Genomic DNA, 18,627 nt, shown 5'->3' with positions numbered 1-18,627 from the left:
TGTCGGGGCCGCCCTCGCAGCTAGGACGGGGGTTGTTTGTCCCGCGTTCCGGTCCTGCGCTGGTACCACCGTCACCGCGGTCTACGGGCATGTGACGGGAGCGCGGCCTCCTTGAGGAGGTACCGCCGGCCAGCACAGTCGGAGTCCCGCACACACCCCCGGGCGTATCCAGCACACCCACCCGACCACCACCACAGGAAGGACAGGAAGACCCGACAGGCCCACCACGCCCGGTAGGCCGATAGATCGTCCGGCACGCCAGGCAGGACCGGCAGGCCACGGCGGCGACTACTCGACGGCGATGCGAGACCCGGCCGCGAGAGCCCGCTGCGAGACGGTGCCGCCAGGCGAGGCGATCACCATCGCGACCATCACCGCGTATCCGCCAGGACGCGACCACGCCTTTGGAAGGAGGTGAACCCACCATGACCACCACGACCACGACGACCACGACGACCACGACGACCACGACGACCACGACGACGATGCCTTGCGCCGCGACTCCTGCGGCACGCACCGCGCGCCAGGCCGCCCGGCGGCAGGCCGCCCGGCGGCAGGCCGCCTGGTCGAACCCGGCAACCACCGACACCGCAGCGACGACCGGCACCGCCGCACCAGCGCTCACCGACCCCGCCGCCGCAGCGAGGACCGGCCGAGCCGCCACCGCACCGGCAACCACCGGTCCCGCCGCCACCGCCACCGGAACACCGTCGTTCGTTCCCGGCGCCACCCGCACCGCCCCGGCCCCGGCAGCCACCGCAGGACCGACCCCTCCGCCACACCGTCGCTGATGGCCTGAATCCCACTCGAGGACCGGTCCGGCCCCGGCAGGCCACCCTGAACCAGTCCCTCCCTCACATCGTCGCCGATTGCCTGAACCCGCCTGAGAACCGGCCCGGCCCGACACCCCCACAGGATTGCCCCTGCACCACACCGTCGCTGCCGCCTGAACCCCAACCGCACACCGACTCAGCCCCGGCAACGCACCCGCGCCCGGCCTATCGCTCCGCCGTCGCTGAACGCTTGAACACCGACCACGAACCGACCCGGCCCAGGCGACGCATCCAAGCCCGGCCTCCACCTCGTCATCGCCGCCTGTTCGACCCCCACCCGCACACCGACCCGGCCCCGGCGACCACCGCAGGACCGATCCCTCCGCCACACCGTCGCTGATGGCCTGAACTTCACCTGAGCGCCGATCCGGCCCCGGCAACCCACCCCGGCCCCGGCCTCCACAGCTCCGTCGCCGCCCGCCCGAACACCGACCCAAGACCAGCTCGGCCTCAGCGACGCACGCAGGACCGGCCCCACACCACGCTGTCGCCGCCCGCCCGAACACCGGACTAAGACCGACACCCCTGACTGAACGACATCGCGCTTAGGCCGTCGTGATCGGGTGCGCCGGAAGCGCACCGGCTACAGCGCCGCCCCGAGGGCCGCCCGGTGCTCGAGGACCCAGTCGTGGTCCCCCCTGATCCAGACGGGTGCGCCCAGGTCGCGGATGCGGACCATCGCCGGGTCGCCCGCCTCCGCCCCGGCCTCGATGCCGCGCCAGCAGCGGTCCTGCCACCACAGCACGGTGTCGACCAGGCGGGAGCGCCGGTCGGGGTCGAGCCCGTAGGCGTCGGCGACCAGCCGCATCCGCCGGGCCGTCTCCGGGAGGTCGGTGACCGGGGTGCCCAGTCGGAGGAACTCCCAGCACAGGTGGGCGACGTCGTGGAGGCGCTCGCCGGGGGCGGCCCCGTCCCAGTCGATGAACGCCACGGGGAGCGCGCCGGGGCCCGCGTCGGCGTAGACGGTGTTCTTCGGGGCGAGGTCGTTGTGGCACACCGTCCCGGCGTCACCGGACAGGGCCGGGTCGGCGCACAGGTCGTGGAACTCGCGGACCATGGCCGCCAGCCGCGCCAGGCTCGCGTCGGACTCGGCGTAGGCGGAGCGGCCGTGCTCGATCGCGACGTGCCCTTCGATGAAGCCCAGCATCTCCCGGCCCTCCTCGTCGCGGCCGAGGAGGCGGGGCGCTCCGCTCCAGCCGTGGTCCTCGAGGTGCTCGAGCACGCGGTGGACGAACGGCGAGTGGGGGCCGACGGGGCGGCGGACGCTGCCGTCCTTCAGGACGACCTCGTTGACGTAGCCGCCGGGGAGGGGGGTCTCATGCGCCATCCGGACAGTCTCGCCCCGCGGGGGCCGTTCGGCAACGGACTTTCGGCGGGCCCGCGGTCTGGGACGGCCGCGGGCCCCGTGACGGCGCGTCAGGCGCCGATGAAGTCGGAGAGGGCGGTCAGCTCGTCGGCCTCGTCGGGGGACAGCTCCAGTTTGGCCGAGGCCAGGAGCGGCGCGAGCTGGTCGGCGACGCGGGCGCCCGCGATCGGCGCGGCGACGCCGGGCCTGGAGCGGGCCCAGGCCAGCGCGACCGAGGCGATCGCGACGCCGCGGTCCCGGGCGATCTGGTCGAGCTTGTCGACGACCGCGAGGCCGGAGGGGTTCAGGTGCTTGGCGGCCGATCCGCCGCGGACGCTCTGCTCCAGGTCGGCCTCAGTGCGGTACTTCCCAGTGAGGAAGCCGCTCGCGAGCACGTGGTAGGGGAGGGCGCTGAGGTCCTCGGCCACGGCGATGTCGCGCAGGCCCGGCTCGAAGGTGGCGCGGCTGACGAGGCTGTACTTCGGTTGGAGGGCCACGGGGCGGGCGTAGCCGTGGCGCTCGGTGACGTCGAGCCATTCGCGCAGCCGCTCGGGGCTGTAGTTGGAGACGCCGATGTACCGGATCTTGCCCTCCCGGACGAGGGCGTCGAAGGCGCCGACGGTCTCCTCGAGCGGGGTCTCCGCGTCGTCGAAGTGGGCGTAGTAGAGGTCGATGGCCTCGACGCCGAGGCGTTTGAGGGAGGCCTCGGCGGCGGCCCTGACGTTCGCGGCCGAGAGGCCCTTGAACTCGGGGTGCTGGGAGACCTTGGTGGCGACCATGGCGCGCGTGTCGCGGTGCTTGGCGAGCCAGGTGCCGATGACGGTCTCGGACTCGCCGCCGGAGTTGCCCGGCGCCCAGGCGGAGTAGGAGTCGGCGGTGTCGATGAGGTCGCCGCCGGCGGCGGTGAAGGCGTCGAGCACCGCGTGCGCTTCGGACTCCTCGGTGTTCCACCCGAAGGTGTTGGTACCCAGGACGAGCGGGTAGATCTCGATGTCGGTCCGGCCGAGCTTGGCCATGGTGAACCTCCGTGTGTCGGTGCTTCCCGGGACGCGTGCCGGACGTCCGCCGTATGAGGACTCGGGTTCGGCCGAGTCGGTTTCCGACGGCAATCGTGCCACGCGTCCCGGGGCCGCCGCTTCGGTTCCCGAACGATCGTCGCAGTGCGCCGCCCCGCGAGGGTGCCCCGCGGGGGGCGGGTTCAGACCTGGAAGGTGGGCATGACGGTGATCTGCTGGAAGTTGACGCGCGGCGGCTGCTGGGCCAGGAACGCGACGGTCTCGGCGATGTCGCCGGGCTCCAGGACCACCTGGGTGGCGAACACCTCGTCGAGCCACGCGTTCGAGCCCGGGTCGGTGACGTGCCCTTGGAGTTCGGTCCTGACGATCCCCGGCTCGATCACGGCGACCCGCACGTTCAGGGCGCCGAGTTCGGAGCGGAGGTTGCGCGAGGCGTGGGAGACGAAGGCCTTGGAGCCGGTGTAGACGGCGAAGTTGGGGAAGACGCCCTGGGCCGCGATCGAGGAGGTGTTCACCAGGTCGGCGACGCCCTTCTCCGCGGCGGCCTCGACCAGTTGCGGGACGAACGCGCCGATGGCGTTCATCAGGCCCGAGACGTTGGTGTCGATCTGGCGCCGCCACTGGTCGTGGCGGGTCTCGGTGACCGGTGCGGCGAGCATGACCCCGGCGTTGTTGAACAGGAGGTCGGCGGTGCCGAGCTCGGACCGGACGCGTTCGGCGGCGGCCTGGAGCGCTTCGGCGTCGGTGACGTCGGCGGTCACGGCGATCGCGGTGCCGCCGGCCTCCTCGATGCGGGCGAGGAGGGCGTCGAGCCGGTCGGCGCGGCGGGCGAGGAGGGCGACGCGGGCGCCCCGCGCGGCCAGCAGCTCGGCGGTGGCCTCGCCGAGGCCGCTGGAGGCGCCGGTGACGACGGCGACGCGTCCGGCGAGCGGCCGCGGGATCTCAGTGGTGTTCACAGTGGACATTTGGTTCCCTCGATGGCGTTGCGGTGGAGCGGCCTGCCCGCCCCGCAATCGAGTACAGCACCGTTCCGGGCCCGGGGACGGCGCTCGATCGGCCCTGCGCCGACTGGTACCGGCAGTACCACCCGGGCGCCGCCGGGGCCGGGTCGGCGCGGGCACAATGGGGGTATGGACCAGCGCGTTGCGATCTCGGACTTCCTGCGGAGCCGCCGGGCCCGCGTGCGCCCGCGGGAGGCGGGGCTGCCCGACGACGGCCGCGTCCGGCGGGTGCCGGGGCTGCGCCGCGACGAGGTCGCGCGGCTGGCGAACGTGAGCGTCGAGTACTACACGCGGCTGGAGCAGGGCCGGGCCGGGAACCCGTCGCCGGAGGTCCTGGAGGCGCTGGCGGCGGCGCTGCGGCTGGACGCCTCGGAGCGCGAGCACCTCGTGGACCTGGCCGGGAGGCGGGCGCCGCACCGGAAGGGGCCGATCGCGGCGCAGCGGGTGCGGCCGGGGCTGCTGCTGACGCTCCAGAGCCTGGACGGCGTGCCGGCGTTCATCGTCGGCAGGCGCCTGGACGTGCTGGCGGCGAACCGCCTGGCCCGGGAGGTCGTGGCCGACTTCGAGGCGATGCCCGCGGCGCGGCGCAACCTCGCCCGGTACTACCTGCTCGACCCGGAGGCCAGGGAGCGCGTGGTCGACTGGGAGACGATCGCGCGGGACTCGGTGGCGATGCTCCGCTTCGACGCCGGCAAGCACCCGGAGGACCGGCGGCTGGCGGACTTCGTCGGGGAGCTGACGCTCGGCTGCCCGGAGTTCAGCGGCTGGTGGAACGACCACGGGGTGCTGCGGCGCACCTACGGCGTCAAGCGGTACCGGCACCCGGTGGTCGGCGAGCTCGAGTTCGCCTACGAGGCCTTCGGGTCGCCGGGCGACCCGAACCAGACGCTGTGCGTGTACAACGTCGAGCCCGGCTCGAAGAGCGCCGAGGCGCTGCGGCTCCTCGACAGCTGGACCGCCCCCGCGGCGCCGCGGGGCTGAACGCGGTGTCCGGCGACGGGCGGCCTTCGCTGCCGCGCGGCTCGACGCCACGTCCGGGGGGCCCGGCGGGCGCCGGATTTGCCCGAACTGGTTAGGATGCGCGACCATGACCTTCATCTTCGATGTGATGACTTGGGGCCGTGAGGGAACCAAGGTGGAGGGCCTGCTCACGAGCCGGCTCGGGCACGGCATCGAGTTCCATCGGGGTCCGGAGTTCGGGCTCCAGCTGCTCATGGACACCTGGTTCCAGGGGTACGGGGCCGCCGACATCGACAAGGGGACGGCCGAGGAGTTCGCGGAGTGCTTCGAGCTGTTCCTGGGCAAGAAGGCGTGGGTCGACGAGGACGGCTACCTGCTGGACGAGGGCACCAGGGAGCCGGTGCTGCCCAGGGTGAAGGCGGCCGACCACTACGCGGGGCGGCTGGACTCCTCGCGGGGTTTCGCGGACGGGTACCACTACCTGGTGCTGCAACCGCGCAGCGACGAGTTCCTCGAGCGGACCGGGGCCATCATCGCGGCCTTCGGGATCGATCCGGACGATGACGGCGAGAACGCGGACTTCACCATCGAGGTGACCGACCCGAGGTACCTGGCGCACATGGAGCAGAACCGCTACTTCCAGACCGCCTTCACCGGTCACCTGCCCTAGATCGGGGCCGCGGGCGGCGTAGGGTTCTGCGCCATGGGCGAACTCGAACACATGCGCGCGACCCGGGACGGGTACGACTCGGCGGCCGCACAGTACTTGGCGCTGTTCAGGAACGCGGTGCCGGAGCACCCGCTGGACAATGCGATGATCGGGGCCTTCGCGGACTTCGTCCGGGGCGCTTCGCTCCCGGTGCTGGACGTCGGCTGCGGGCCGGGCGCCGTCACCGACCAGCTGCGCCGGCTCGGGCTGCGGGCCCGGGGCCTCGACCTCTCCCCCGAGATGGTCGCCTTGGCGCGCGAGCACTTCCCGGACGTCGAGTTCGCGCAGGGCGACATGGCCGCGGTCGACCTGCCCGACGGGGCGCTGGGCGGGCTGCTCTCGCGGTCCTCGATCATCCACACGCCGCCCGAGGAGGTCCCGGCGGTGTTCGCCGAGTTCCACCGGCTGCTCGCCCCGGGCGGGCACCTGCTGCTGACGTTCCAGGCCGACGCCGGGGCCGCGCGGGTCCCGCAACCGTTCGACCACGCCGTCGCGCCCGCCTACCGCTGGCCGGTCGACCGCGTCACCGGGCTGCTGCGGGAGGCGGGGTTCCACGAGACGGCCCGCCTGGTCTCCGCGCCGGAGCTGGACCCGGTCCGCGGGTTCCACTACGGCCACTTGCTGTTCCGCAAGCCGGCCGAGGCCGGCGGCGCCGGGTGAGGACCGGGCGCGGCGGCGGGGGCCGATCTTCCCGATGCGGCGACTTGCAACTTAACGGGTTCAGTTCTAGGCTATTGAAAATCATCAATATGCCTGTATCTGCGGTCACCATCGGGAGATTACACGGTTAAGCGAATCGGGCGGGGCTGCGGCCCCGCACGGCGAATCGCCGTGCCCTGAGGGCCGCGGTCGGGCAGCGCATTCCTCGACCCTCACCCGAAGGAGCACACGATGAAACGAAGACTGGCGATCCTCTTCGCCGCCTGCCTCACCATGCTCGGCCTCGGCCTGGCGGGGGCCTCCCCCGCCACCGCGCAGGACTACCCGTACTGCGCGAACGGCAGTGCCTCCGACCCCGACGGAGACGGCTGGGGCTGGGAGAACAACCAGTCCTGCATCGTCCAGGGCGGCAGCGCCGATCCGAACGGAGGCGGCTACCCGACCTGCCAGAACGGCAGTGCCTCCGACCCCGACGGCGACGGCTGGGGCTGGGAGAACGGGCGGTCCTGCATCGTCCAGGGCGGCGGAGGCGGCAGCCTGACCTGCCCCTCGAACGCCGAATGCGGCTCGTACGCCGTCAGCGGCCTCGGCCAGCGCAAGCAGCAGATCATCGCTTACGGCGGCACCACCCTCGACCTGGCGATCGCCATGCTCGAGACCGATACGATGACCACCAACTACGCCTACGGCGACAACAAGACCTACGACGCGGCCAACTTCGGCATCTTCAAGCAGAACTGGCACATGCTGCGCAACTCGTGCAGCTGGTTCACCGGGCAGAGCATCAACGACTGGAACAACGGCGCACTGCTCAACAGCGACCTCGGCGCCGACCTGTACTGCCGCCACCAGGCCCAGAGCCACTACGGCGAGTACACCTGGTTCGCCGGGCACCGCAACGGCGAGACGGGCCTGAACGACCCGGGCACCGACGACATCGACAAATACCGCACCGCGGTCTACTGGATCAAGGGACGGCTCGAGTCGGACTCGGCCAACCTCTCCAACGACACCCGCTTCTGGGTGGACGTGGAGGCCATCTGACCGCCCCGCATGCCGGCCGCGGCCGCCGCCCGTTCGTTCCCCAGGACCAGGCGGCCGCGGCCTTCGCGCGCTCGCGGGCGCCGTTCAGAGCTCGAGCACGGTCTTGCCGCGGGCCTGGCCCTCCTTCAGGCGCTCCAGCGCCGCGGCGGCCTCCTCGAGCGGGGCGCGGTGGTCGATGCGGACCCGCAGCTGGCCCGCCTCGACCGCCTCGGCGAGGAACGCCAGCGTCGCGGGCGTCATGTTGGCGTACAGGTTCGCGCCGCGCAGGCCGTGGGCGGCGAGCAGTTCATCGCCGAGCGAGCCGTTGGAGGAGACGATGACGCCGTTCGGCTTGAGCAGCAGCGCGATCGCCTCGATCTGGTCGTCCGCGGAGACGAGGTCCACCACGGCGTCCACGCCGTCGGGGTGGGTGTCGCGGACCTGCTCGGCGGTGGGGGCGGCGGTGAAGTCGACCGTCTCGGCGGCGCCGAGGTCGCGCAGGTAGGCGGCGGTGCCGGAGTCGGTGGTGGCGATGACGTGGACGCCCTGGGCGGCGGCGAGCTGCACGGCGGCCTGGCCGACGCCCCCCGAGGCGCCGTTGACGAGGAGGGTCTGCCCGGGGCCGACGCCGGTGCCCTCCACGAACGTGTAGGCGGCGGCGCAGGCGGTGGGCATGGCGGCGGCGAGGTCGAAGGGGAGGTCGTCGGGGAGGCGGGCGAGCTTGGAGGCCTTGGCGATCGCGTACTCGGCGTAGGAGCCGCGGCCGTGCTCGACGTCCATGAAGGGGCCGAAGACGCGGTCGCCGAAGGTGAAGGCGGCGACGCCCGCGCCGGTGCGCTCGACGGTGCCGGCGCCGTCGGAGCCGAGCACGAGCGGGAAGGCGTGGTCGACGGCGCCGCGCATGGCGCCCCCGATGACCTTCCAGTCGAAGGGGTTGACGCCGGCGGCGGCGAGGCGGACGAGGACCTCCCCGGGGCCGGGTTCGGGGACGGGGAGGTCGGTGAGGACCGGTTCGGTGTCGAAATCGGTGATGACGACGGCGCGCATGGCTGTCCCTTCGGTGGTGGCCCTTGGTGTCACTGGCGCCGCCACACGAGGTCGAGTCCGTGCGGGGCGATGCTCTGGAGGCGGTCGCCGACGAGGGCCTCGACGCGCGCGAGCGCGTCCTCGTCGGGGGCGTCGGCTTCGAGGACGAGGCCGCCGTCGGCGATGGAGAGGAGGACGCGGCCGAGGGGGAAGTGGAGGCGGTAGCCGCCGGGGACCTCGTCGGCGGGGGTGCGGCGGCCGAAGTGGGCGGCGAGTTCGCGGGCGTAGCGGGCGGGCCGGTCGAGGGCGGCGCTGGCCCGGGATCGGAAGATCGGCGATGGGGCGGGGGGCTCGGAGGTGGCGGCACTCATGCGTCCTCCTCACCTCGACGGGCCTGCTGCGGCGTCTCGCCTGAATCTACACCGGTTCGGGCGCAGAGTGAGCTGGTCGAGCGAGGTCGGGGCAGGGGCGATTCCCTCGGGGGTCGGGCCGCGGGCCCCCGATACGAGGGTGCCCGAGGGGTGCGACATTCGGGCCGCGCGGGATCGCGGGCATGGGCAGTGTCACCGGGAGCCGGATCGCGGGCCCCCTGACACAAGGGTGGCAGGGGGGTACGACATTTTCAGGCCGCATGTGATGAAAGCGGGACACGATGGGCCGATTCACCGCCGAAGCGGCCAGGACGTTCCCACTGGGAATCCGGGCCTTGTACGCTTCACCTTGGACACGACGCCCCCTCACCCGTCGTTCTCGCCCGGACGCGTCACCCCGGCATTAACACGTCCTAAATGGAGGAAAAACCATGCGCCCATGGATGGACCGCGCCGTCGCGCGCGGGCGCATTCACGGTCGTCTCCTCTTGGCCCTCATCGTGATCGCGGCAATCGCGTGCCTCGTCGCCGTCTGGCAGTTCGGCGCCCTCCGCGACGACGAGCGCCCCGAGTACGCCGAGATCGCCGTCGACGGGACCACCGTCCCCGCACCCGAGGCCGAGCCCGACGCGCCCACCACCGACGCCTCCCCGAGCCCCTCCCCCGCCTCCGAGTCCCCGTCCGCCCCCGCCGAGCCCGAGCCGAGCACCACCGCCGCCGCCCCCGCCGAGTCCTCCGCGCCCGCCGAGACGACCCCGGCCGCCTCCCAGTGCACGGCCTCCCTCACCCTCGACGACGACGGGGAGACCTCGATCGCGGTCACCGTCGAGGTCGCCAACACCGGCACCGAGCCGATCGACGGCTGGGAGGTCCTGCTCGACCTCGAGCACCTGACCGTGACCTCGACCTGGGGCCTCAACCGCATCGAGGGCGACCGCTACGGCGACGTCTTCTTCAACGGCGCGCTCGACCCCGGCGACGGCGTCGACCCGAGCTTCCGGGCCGACGTCGAGGACGGGTTCGACCTGCCCGCCACCGTGCCCTGCACGCCGAGCGCCTAGGGCGTCACCCGCGCCCCTGCTCGCGCAGCAGCAGCCAGACCAGGTAGGCGCCGCCGAGGAGCACGGTCACCGCCCCGACCGGCATCGGCGTGCCGGGGATCGCGTGCTGGGCGATGAGGTCGGCGCCGCCGAGGAGCACGGCGCCGACCAGCGCCGAGCCCGCGAGGTCGGCCGAGCCGGGCCGCCCGCTGAGGCGGCGCGCGATCTGCGGCGCCGCGAGCGCCACGAACGCGACCGGCCCCGTGGCGGCGGTGACCACGGCGGTGAACCCGACGCCGAGGCCGACGAGGAGGATCTTGCTGCGCTCCACCGGGACGCCGTGCATCGCGGCGGTCTCGTCGCCGAGCTCGAGCTGGCGCATCCGGCGCCCTGCCACGGGCAGCGCGAGCGCGAGGAGGGCCGCGGCGGCCGCGGCGAAGGCGACCGGGGGCCACTCGATGCCGTTGAGGGAGCCCGCGCCCCACACGGCGGCGCGCAGGGCCTCGTCGAGGTCGGCCTTGACGGAGAACCAGGTGTTCACCGAGGAGAGCATGGCGCTGACGGCGATGCCGACGATGATGAGCCGGAACCCGCGCATCCCGCCGCTGAACGCGAGCAGGTACACGAGCGCGGCGGCCCCGAGGCCGCCCGCGATCGCGCCTGCGGCGTAGGCGAGGTAGCCGGTGCCGCCGACGGTGATCGCGAAAACCACGCCGGTGTAGGCGCCGGTGTTGAGGCCGATGACGTCGGGGCTGCCGAGCGGGTTGCGGGTGAGCGACTGGAAGATCGCGCCGCTGACGCCGAGGCACGCGCCGAAGAGGGCGGCGGCGAGGGCCCGCGGGGCGCGCCACTCGACGACGACGAGGCGGTTCGGGCCGTGCGCGTCGGGGGCCAGCGCGGCGAGGACCTCGGCGAGGCTGAGGGACCGGGAGCCGATCATGAGCGAGGCCGCGGTGCAGGCGAGCACGGCGGCGGTGAGGAGGACGCCGACGGCGAGGGCGCGGATGCTCCAGCGGCGGCTGAACCGGCCGATGCGGACGGTGAAGGCGCCGTTCACGGGGTGGCCGCCTTGGCGCGGCGGACCATGAGGATGAGGACGGGGGCGCCGATGAGGGCGGTGACGACGCCGACCTGGAGCTCGGCGGGCCAGACGACCAGGCGCCCGAGCACGTCGGCGACCAGGAGGAGCACGGGCGCGAGGACGAGGGAGAAGGGGAGGATCCAGCGCTGGTCGGGTCCGGTGAGCCAGCGGACGGCGTGCGGGATCATCAGGCCGATGAAGCCGATCGGCCCGGCCGCGGCCGTGGCGGCGCCGCAGAGGAGGGTCACGGCGACGACCCCGGCGGTGCGGGTGAGCACGATGCGCGCGCCCTGGGCGCGGGCCATGTCGTCGCCGAGGGCGAGGGCGTTGAGGGGCCGGGCGCAGGCGAGGCCGAGCGCGAGTCCGATGAGGATGAACGGGAGGATCGCGGCGATGGTGCCGTCGGGCCGGTCGGCGATCGAGCCGGCGCCCCAGAAGCGCATCCGGTCGAAGGTCCGCGGGTCGATGAGCGCGAGGGTCGAGGAGGCGCCGGAGAGCACGGCGCTGAGGGCGACGCCGACGAGGGTGAGCCGGAGGGGGTTGACGCCGCCGGGGCCGCGCGCGGCGATCACGTAGACCACGACGGCGGCGGTGACCGCGCCCGCGAAGCCGAGCCACAGGTACTGCTGGATGCGGGTGACGCCGAAGAGGGCGACGCCGAGGACGATCGCGAAGCCGGCGCCGGCGTTGACGCCGAGGATGCCGGGGTCGGCGAGCGGATTGCGGGTGAGGGCCTGGATGAGGGCGCCGGCCAGGCCGAGCGCGGCGCCGACGAGGAGGGCGAGGAGGGTGCGGGGGAGGCGCAGGTCGAGGACGGTGAGGTGGTCGAGGCTGCCGTCGGGGGCGGTGAGGGCGGCCCAGACGGTGGAGGGGGGCAGCGGCGCGGAGCCGACGGCGAGGCTGACCGCCGTCGCGAGGGCGAGCGCCGCGACGGAGGCGGCGAGCCCGAGCAGGCGTCGGCGCCGGGAGACGGCGACAGGGCCGGGAGCCGGAGGGTGGTCGGTCGCGGAGGGAACGACGGCCGCCGGTCCGGTCGGTCGCGCCGCATCGGTGGAAAGGCCGCCGGAGGCCGCGCGGTCGGCGGACGCCGTCGCGGCCGGGCCGGGCCCGGCCGATCGGTTCACTGCGGTCTCCTCGGTCTCGGCGGGGCGGGCGAGGGCGGCTGAGCGGTCTGCGGGGTTCGACGGGCCCATGGGCCGGTCGGCAACGGCGGGGTCCTGCGGCGCGCGCCGGGGGCCTCGTCGGCGGAGCGGCCGGAGGCGGTTGAAGGACCTGCGGGCCCCTTCGGACCCTTGGGCGGATCGGGCCGGCGGTCGCCTGCCGGGCACTGCGGCGCAGCCCGCGGCGAGCCGGAGGGACGGACCGCGGGCTCGACGGCGCCCGAAAGCCGCTCGGACCGCTCGGCACCGGTTCGACGGCCCTGCGCGGGCTGTTCCGCTTCGGCCGCGGAGGCCGCCTGAACGCCTGCGGCCGCCGCCTCGGGAAACCCGCTGGGGCAAGCCGTTCGGACCATCGGGTCCGGCGCGGGCCGGGCGCTCCCGAGCGCCTGGTCAGGCAAGGGCTGTTCCGCATCGGCCGAGCGGCCGAAGAAGCACACCGGGTCTCCCGCGGCCGCGGGTGTATCCGTGGACCGGGTCGGCCGTGCGGCATCGGGCAGTTCCTGCGGCGCGGACCGAGCCTCATCGGCCGAGCGGTCGAAAGCGGTGAGGCGGGCCGCGGACTCCACGCCCGAGGATCGCTCGACACCAGATCGCCGGTCTGTTGCGGGCTGCCCCGAGTCGGACGAGCGGTCGAAAGCCATCGGGCGTCCCGCGGGCGCCGGTGCGTCTGCGGGTCGCGCGGCACCGGTCGGTTTCTCGACCGCACCCGCAGGTCGGCCGAAGGTTCCCGGACGGTCCGCGGTCGCCGCGGCGTCCGGCGAGCCGCCCGGGCGGTCGGCGGCCTCAGGGCCCTTCGCGGCAGGACGGGCCGTCGCGGCCGGCCTGTCTGCGGCGGGGCGCTCCGCAGGGACCGGCCGGTCGACCGCCGTGGACCTGTTCGCCTGGTCCCCAACGGGTCCGGAGGCCTCCGTGCCGCCTTCCCGCTCCACTGTCGGCGCCGGCGGGCCGGCGGGCCGCCGCCTTCGGTCCTCGGCGGCGGCCCTGGGGTTTCCCGGTCGTGACGTGCTCACTGCACGGCGCCGTCCAGCGCGAAGTACTCCACGCCCCAGCCGAGGGGGCGCCTGTCGGCCACCGTCCACCCGGCGTCGGCCGCGAGCACCGCGATGTCGCTCGGCGAGCGCGGCGCGCTGCCGGTCGCCGCGAGGCCCAGCAGCGCCTCGTGGGCCGCGCCCGGCCCCAGCGCGTCGGGCCGCAGCGCCTCGACGAGCACGGCCTTCGTCGCGGCGCGGCGCATCTCGGTGAGCAGCGCGACGGCCTCGTCGTCGGTGCGGTGCCCCAGGGCGAGCGCGGTCGCGGCGACGCCCGTGGACCGCCACTGCTCGCTGAAGCGGTGCGGGAAGCGCTCGCTCTCCTGCCGCAGCACCTCGAGCGGCACCGGAGACTCCACGATGGACGGGTCGATGTCGAGGCGCTCGCGCAGGAGGTCGGCGAGGACGACCGCCCCGGGGCCGGTGACGGCGACCATCGCGCCGCTCCCCCACACCGGCAGGCGCGGCAGCCCGTTGACGAGGTGCGCCAGTCCCTCGGCGTCCTCGACGAGCTCCTCGTACCGGTGCCGGTCGCGTTCGAGGGACTGGCGCATGGTGCGGCCGTGGACGCGCGACCAGGCCGGCTCGTCCAGTTCGAGCGCCCCGGCGAGTTCGGCGAGCGCCAGGACCCGGTCGGCGTCGACGCCCGTGAAGCGCTCGCGGGCGTGCTCGTCGGCCAGGAGCTCCTCCCCCGCCGGGCCGAGCGCGGCGGGGTCGGGCCCGGCGGCGACCCCGGCGGTCGCGAGCACCTCCAGGAGGGTCGCGAGTCGGCGGCCGTCGATCCCCAGCTGCTCGGCGAGCGCCGGCAGCGGGACGGGTCCGGCGCCGAGCGAGTCGAGCAGGCCCAGGCGCAGGGCGGCGCGGACGGCGAACCAGGCGGTCGGGGCCTGGAGCGAGGCGGCCGGCGCGGCCGCTTCGGCGTCCTCGCGGTGCCAGTACCCGGTGATGCTGCTGCGGGACTTGGGCAGTCGCAGTTCGCGGCTGACGCGGCGCCGGAGCGGGAGGAGCGAGCGGCTCTCGGCGGCGGCCCAGACGTAGGGCTCGCCGGGCGGGGCGTCGAGGCCGCGGACGGCGTCGGCGAGCGCGCGGGGGTCGCCCGGTGTGGCCTTGACCCATGCGACGCGGTCGCCGGGCCGGGTCGGCAGGTCGCGGTACGCGGCCTCGTCGGGGACGGCGGCCACGACGCGGACGGGCGCGTCGACCGGCCGTTCGTCGAGGTAGCGGGCGATCGCGGGCAGGGCGGTCTCGTCCCCGGCGAGGAGGACCCAGTCGGCGTCGGCGGGGACGACCGCGGAGGACTTGGGTCCGGCGAACCAGAGGTCGTCGCCGGGCGCGGCGGCCGCGGCCCAGGCCGCGGCGGGCCCGTCGCCGTGGAGGACGAACTCGAGGTCGAGTTCGAGCGCCTCGGGGTCGAAGCGGCGGGGCGTGTAGTCGCGGGCGCGGCGGGTCTCGGACGGGGGCCAGTCGATGCCGTCCTCGAGCTGCACGGGCAGGACCGGCGCGAGGTCGCCGTCGGCGGCGAAGACGAGCTTCACGTGGTCGTCGAACGCCTCGGTCCTGAAGGCGGGCAGGCGGAGTCCGTCGCGTTCGAACGGGCCGAGCTGCTCGCCGGTGAGGGTGACGCGGCGGGTGCGCGGGTTGAGGTCGTCCACCCGCAGGACCTGCGCGCGGCGCAGGACGAGCGGGTGGACGACGAGGTGTCGGCGGGCCATCGGCTAGGCGGCGAACTGCTGCTCGAGGAGGTCCAGGACGGCCAGCGCCTCGTCGTAGTCGCCGCGGACGGACCAGTACGGGAGGTCGTGGGCGTTCCCGTCCGCGAAGGCGGGGAGCGCGGCGAACACGTCGGACTCCATGAGGGTCGCGACGTCGGTGGTGTCGGCGTTGAAGCCGGTCACGAACACCGTCGGGACGGTGAGGACCTGGGCGACCTGCTCGGTGGAGAGCTCGAACATGTCGCCGCCCTCGCGGTAGGGCTCGAAGCCGTGCTCGGCCGCGAGCGGGGCGGGTTCGAAGCCGAGCTCGGCGAGGGCCTGCGGCAGCCCGGCGTCGTCCATGAGGACGTAGACGGTGCCGTCGCCGGTGACCGAGAGGACCGCGAAGGGGCCGGGCGGGACGGTGATCGCGGCGGCGGTCTCGGCGGCGCGGGCCGCGTAGTCGGCGGTGAAGCCCTCGTAGGCGTCGGCCTTGTCGAACACGTCGACGGCGAGGAACGAGAACTGGTCCTGCCAGGTCGCGAGCGCGCCGCTCACGATCACCGTCGAGGCGATCTCGGAGAGCTGCTCGTAGGCCTCGACGGCCTGGGCGCCGGGCAGGCCGAGGCCACCCGCGACGATGAGGTCGGGCTCCTGGTCGAGGACCGCCTCGAGGTCGAAGCCGTCGACGCTCCACGGCAGGAACTCGGTGCCGTCCTCCTCGGCCTGGTCGGCCCAGAACTCGGAGAACTCGCCCCCGGCGTCGGCGTCCTCGGGGATCGTCGCGACGACCGGGACCTCGAGGTCGTAGAGGTAGCCCGCGAGCGCGTAGTTGAGGACGACGACCCGCTGCGGGTCGGCGGGGACCTCGACGGGCCCCTGCTCGGTCTCGACGGTGCGGGTCTCACCGTCGGCGGCGGCGTCCTCCGCGCCGGAGGAGCAGCCGGCCAGGGCCAGGGCGCCGCCCGCGAGGGCGGCGGTGAGCAGGGTGAGCGCGGGGCGCGGGGAACGCATGGGACCTCTATCGGGGACGGGGGACGGGCGGTGCTCCCGGGCGCGGCGCCCCGGAAGTAAGGCTAGGCTATCCTCCAAATCCGAGGGGGGCCTCGTCCATGCGACATCGGGAGGCGCCCGACACGACATGATTCGGGGGACGCGCATGCGCTCGACGTCCGCGCTCGTCGGCGTGGTGCCCGAGAACTCTATCCGGTTCCTCGGCCACGACACGCACGAGCATGAAGCGCCGCATCTGATCCACATCGTGATCGGCACCGCCGAGCTCGTGGTCGACGGCGCGCGGGTGCGGCTGCGGGCGCGCGAGAACCTGTGGCTGGCCGCGGGGGTGCCGCACTCGGTGCGGCTCTCGGACGAGGGCGTGGCGCTCGGGCCGCTGCTGTCGCCGGGGACGGCGCCGCCGGAGCGGGTGCGGCGCCTGGGGGTCGTCCCGGCGCTCACCGATGTGATCACGACCGTGCTGGTCGCGGCCCCCGCGACCCCCGAGCAGATCCAGCCGTTCCGGGAGGCGCTCGACGACGTGCTGCGCGGGATCGACGGCCGGTACTTCCCGCTGGTGCTGCCGCAGCATCCCGTGGCGCGGGCGATCGCGCGGGAGGCGTTGTCGCCCTTGACGCTCGGGGAGCTCGCGGAGGCGCGCCGCACCAGCGTGCGGCACGTGCAGCGGCTGTTCCAGGAGGAGACGGGGATGCCGTTCACGCGGTGGCGGACGCGGGCGCGGCTGAACCTGGCGATCGGGCGGCTGCGGGGCGGCGGCTCGCTGGCCGCGGCGGCCAGGGCCTCGGGGTACGCGACGCGCGGCGGGCTGGTGAAGGCGATCGGCAGGGAGACGGGCCTGCCCGCGGAGCGGCTGGCGCTCGACCCGCTGGGCGCGCTGGAGCAGGCGCGGCCGGGCGCGTAGCGGGACGCGAGCCGGGCCTGGCCCCGTCGAGGGTCGCGCCGCGCGGGCGGTCCGGCAGCCGGGCCTACTCGACGCGGATCACCGGCTCGTGGCGGACCGGGAAGTTCACGGAGTTCGCGATGAAGCAGGTCTTGTTCGCGTCGTGGTGCAGCTCGGCGGCGCGCTCGGCCTTCGCGGCGTCCGTGACGACCACGACCGGCGCCAGCACGACCTCGGTGAAGCGGCCGCTGGCGCCGCCCTCCTCGGTCATGGTGCCGGTCGCGCGGTCCTCGTAGGCGGTCACGACGATCCGCTCGCGGGCGCACAGCGCCAGGTACGTGAGCATGTGGCATTCGGCGAGCGAGGCGACCAGGAGGTCCTCGGGGTTCCAGCGCTCGCTCTGGCCGAGGAACGCGGGGTCGGCGCTGCCCTTGATGAGGGGCTTGCCGGGGGCGGTGATGTCGTGGTCGCGGCCGTACTCGAGGTAGCGGGCGGTGCCCTTGCCGGTGTCGCCGGTCCAGCGGACGGTGACGTCGTAGTGGTGTTCGCGGCCGCTCATGGCGGGCTCCTTCCGTCGCGAAGGGGTGGGCCGCAAGCGTAACCGGGCGGCCAGGACGACCGTCCGCCCTTCGGGCAGGCGCTTCCACCAGTGCTGGTAGCGGCGGTAGACCTCCGGGTCGCGGCCGTCGAGGAGGGCGGTGAGGGCGCGGGCCTCGGCGTCGAGCGCGGCCCAGGCGTCGTCGGGGACGGGCAGCCAGGCGGTCGCCTCGATCCCGGCGTCGGTGACGCGCCAGAGCCCGGCGGCGCGGCCGTCGACCAGGAGCATGGGGAGGACGTCGCCGTTGCCTCGGATCACGGTGGTGCGGATCTCGGGCGGGATGGTGCGGCTGCGGTCGTGGTAGGCGAGGAACACGTTGTCCCACATGGCCATCAGACGCGCGGGCGCGGGCGTCTCGGGGTCGGGCAGGACGGCGCCGGGGAGGTCGTGGAGCACTTCGCCGTTCGGGCCCTCGCAGCGGGTCAGCCGGTCGCCGAGGGCGGCGACGGCCTGCTTCACCCTGCCGCGCTGGACCATCGCGAACTGGGCGACGTCGGCGGCCGAGGCCGGGCCGAACCCGGCGAGGTAGCGGAGCACGAGGTGCTGGAGGGCCTTGTCGGCGGCCTCGCGGTCGCCGAGCGCGGGGCGGTCGGCGGCGGCGCGGTGGGCGACCTTCTCGCCGAAGGCCCACGGGCCGCCGCCGGGGCTGCGCAGGAGCGGCGCGTACTGGCGGATGCCCGGCCAGGCGGCCTTGGCGGTCGCGGGCCCGAGGCGTTCGGCGAGCCAGGCCTCGCACTCGCGGGAGGTGCGGGTCTCGGCGGCGAAGTCGAGGAGCGCGGCGGCGTGCCCGGCGGCCTCGGCGGCGGACAGGCCCGCCTCGGCGATGCGGGCGCCGAGCTTGGCGGCGTAGAGGGAGGGCTCGGTGGCCTCGCGGAAGGGGCGGTACTCGTCGGCGGCGACGGCGTGGAGGGTCATGCGGACGGGGTTGCCGCGCACGACGGCGCCGGAGGCGAAGGCCGCGTCGAGGTCGGCGGGGTCGAACCCGGCGACGCGGTTCCAGAGGCCGATGTAGGGCGAGGCGGGCGCCTGGGCCTGGACGGCGACGGCGCCGCGCACGGCGGTGAGCACGTCGGCGGGCGCGCGGTGGAGGAGCGACTGCCGGTCGAGGGTCGCGCGGTTGAGCTGCCGGGCGGTGAGCTGCATGAGCGGAAGGTTAGCGCCCGGGTGCGACAGGCACGCCGGACCGGGAGG

Annotated in this window: 17 protein-coding genes and 1 pseudogene; 7 read left to right on the top strand and 11 right to left on the bottom strand. The window is 74.4% G+C overall.

The window, feature by feature from the left end; genetic code table 11:
• Positions 1-425 precede the first annotated feature (425 nt).
• Positions 426-791, top strand: a complete 366-nt coding sequence (locus LO763_RS10385) for a hypothetical protein (protein ID WP_230601907.1) — start codon at positions 426-428, stop codon at positions 789-791.
• 625 nt (positions 792-1,416) lie between these two features.
• Here the strand turns inward: LO763_RS10385 and LO763_RS10380 are convergent.
• The 3 genes from LO763_RS10380 to LO763_RS10370 form a co-directional block, all read right to left on the bottom strand.
• Entirely contained in the window at positions 1,417-2,160 is a 744-nt protein-coding gene (locus LO763_RS10380; protein ID WP_230601906.1) for a phosphotransferase, read from the bottom strand.
• Positions 2,161-2,249: 89 nt separating this feature from the next.
• A complete protein-coding gene (locus LO763_RS10375) occupies positions 2,250-3,194 on the bottom strand; it encodes an aldo/keto reductase (protein ID WP_230601905.1) in 945 nt (314 codons plus the stop codon).
• A gap of 182 nt (positions 3,195-3,376) precedes the next feature.
• Positions 3,377-4,159 carry an SDR family oxidoreductase gene (locus tag LO763_RS10370; protein WP_230601904.1) on the bottom strand — a complete coding sequence of 261 codons (783 nt, stop codon included), beginning with the start codon at positions 4,157-4,159 and terminating at the stop codon, positions 3,377-3,379.
• A 165-nt stretch (positions 4,160-4,324) separates the two neighbouring features.
• On the opposite strand from LO763_RS10370, the gene LO763_RS10365 reads away from it, so the two are divergent.
• The 4 genes from LO763_RS10365 (at position 4,325) to LO763_RS10350 (ending at position 7,568) form a co-directional block, all read left to right on the top strand.
• Entirely contained in the window at positions 4,325-5,176 is an 852-nt protein-coding gene (locus LO763_RS10365; RefSeq protein WP_230601903.1) for a helix-turn-helix domain-containing protein, read from the top strand.
• A 106-nt stretch (positions 5,177-5,282) separates the two neighbouring features.
• Complete coding sequence (locus tag LO763_RS10360) at positions 5,283-5,825, top strand: hypothetical protein (RefSeq protein WP_230601902.1); 543 nt, start codon at positions 5,283-5,285, stop codon at positions 5,823-5,825.
• A 33-nt stretch (positions 5,826-5,858) separates the two neighbouring features.
• The gene (locus tag LO763_RS10355) at positions 5,859-6,524 is read left to right on the top strand and encodes a class I SAM-dependent DNA methyltransferase (RefSeq protein WP_230601901.1); all 666 of its coding nucleotides are present in this window, start codon (positions 5,859-5,861) and stop codon (positions 6,522-6,524) included.
• 231 nt (positions 6,525-6,755) lie between these two features.
• A complete protein-coding gene (locus LO763_RS10350) occupies positions 6,756-7,568 on the top strand; it encodes a carbohydrate-binding domain-containing protein (protein ID WP_230601899.1) in 813 nt (270 codons plus the stop codon).
• Between the two features lie 84 nt (positions 7,569-7,652).
• On the opposite strand, the gene LO763_RS10345 is transcribed toward LO763_RS10350, so the two are convergent.
• Positions 7,653-8,594 (bottom strand): NADP-dependent oxidoreductase, encoded by a 942-nt coding sequence (locus LO763_RS10345; RefSeq protein WP_230601898.1) that lies wholly within the window; start codon positions 8,592-8,594, stop codon positions 7,653-7,655.
• A 29-nt stretch (positions 8,595-8,623) separates the two neighbouring features.
• Positions 8,624-8,944: a DUF2218 domain-containing protein gene (locus LO763_RS10340; RefSeq protein WP_230601897.1), complete on the bottom strand. Its 321-nt coding sequence runs from the start codon at positions 8,942-8,944 to the stop codon at positions 8,624-8,626.
• A 431-nt stretch (positions 8,945-9,375) separates the two neighbouring features.
• Between LO763_RS10340 and LO763_RS10335 the strand changes: the two genes are divergently transcribed.
• Entirely contained in the window at positions 9,376-10,005 is a 630-nt protein-coding gene (locus tag LO763_RS10335; RefSeq protein WP_230601896.1) for a cellulose binding domain-containing protein, read from the top strand.
• A gap of 4 nt (positions 10,006-10,009) precedes the next feature.
• Here the strand turns inward: LO763_RS10335 and LO763_RS10330 are convergent, their stop codons facing one another.
• The 4 genes from LO763_RS10330 to LO763_RS10315 form a co-directional block, all read right to left on the bottom strand.
• Positions 10,010-11,041: a FecCD family ABC transporter permease gene (locus tag LO763_RS10330; RefSeq protein ID WP_230601894.1), complete on the bottom strand. Its 1,032-nt coding sequence runs from the start codon at positions 11,039-11,041 to the stop codon at positions 10,010-10,012.
• Positions 11,038-12,189, bottom strand: coding sequence for an iron chelate uptake ABC transporter family permease subunit (locus LO763_RS10325; RefSeq protein WP_230601893.1), 1,152 nt, complete (start codon positions 12,187-12,189; stop codon positions 11,038-11,040). The genes LO763_RS10330 and LO763_RS10325 overlap by 4 nt, the downstream gene beginning before the upstream one ends.
• Before the next feature lie 1,042 nt (positions 12,190-13,231).
• The gene (locus tag LO763_RS10320) at positions 13,232-14,965 is read right to left on the bottom strand and encodes a siderophore-interacting protein (RefSeq protein ID WP_230601892.1); all 1,734 of its coding nucleotides are present in this window, start codon (positions 14,963-14,965) and stop codon (positions 13,232-13,234) included.
• Between the two features lie 3 nt (positions 14,966-14,968).
• Positions 14,969-15,958 carry an ABC transporter substrate-binding protein gene (locus LO763_RS10315; RefSeq protein WP_230601891.1) on the bottom strand — a complete coding sequence of 330 codons (990 nt, stop codon included), beginning with the start codon at positions 15,956-15,958 and terminating at the stop codon, positions 14,969-14,971.
• 145 nt (positions 15,959-16,103) lie between these two features.
• Here LO763_RS10315 and LO763_RS10310 point away from each other — a divergent pair, with 145 nt between their 5' ends.
• The gene (locus tag LO763_RS10310) at positions 16,104-16,859 is read left to right on the top strand and encodes a helix-turn-helix domain-containing protein (RefSeq protein ID WP_230601890.1); all 756 of its coding nucleotides are present in this window, start codon (positions 16,104-16,106) and stop codon (positions 16,857-16,859) included.
• Between the two features lie 64 nt (positions 16,860-16,923).
• On the opposite strand, the gene LO763_RS29765 is transcribed toward LO763_RS10310, so the two are convergent.
• The gene (locus LO763_RS29765; protein WP_369431962.1) at positions 16,924-17,397 is read right to left on the bottom strand and encodes an OsmC family protein; all 474 of its coding nucleotides are present in this window, start codon (positions 17,395-17,397) and stop codon (positions 16,924-16,926) included.
• Between the two features lie 147 nt (positions 17,398-17,544).
• Positions 17,545-18,579 (bottom strand): annotated as a pseudogene (locus LO763_RS29760) (winged helix DNA-binding domain-containing protein); the annotation flags it as partial.
• Positions 18,580-18,627 lie beyond the last annotated feature (48 nt).

Origin of the sequence: Glycomyces amatae (genome assembly GCF_020991375.1) — a bacterium.
In the GTDB taxonomy this organism is placed as follows: Bacteria; Actinomycetota; Actinomycetes; order Mycobacteriales; family Micromonosporaceae; genus Glycomyces; species Glycomyces amatae.
This window is presented reverse-complemented; position numbering and strand designations above follow the sequence as displayed.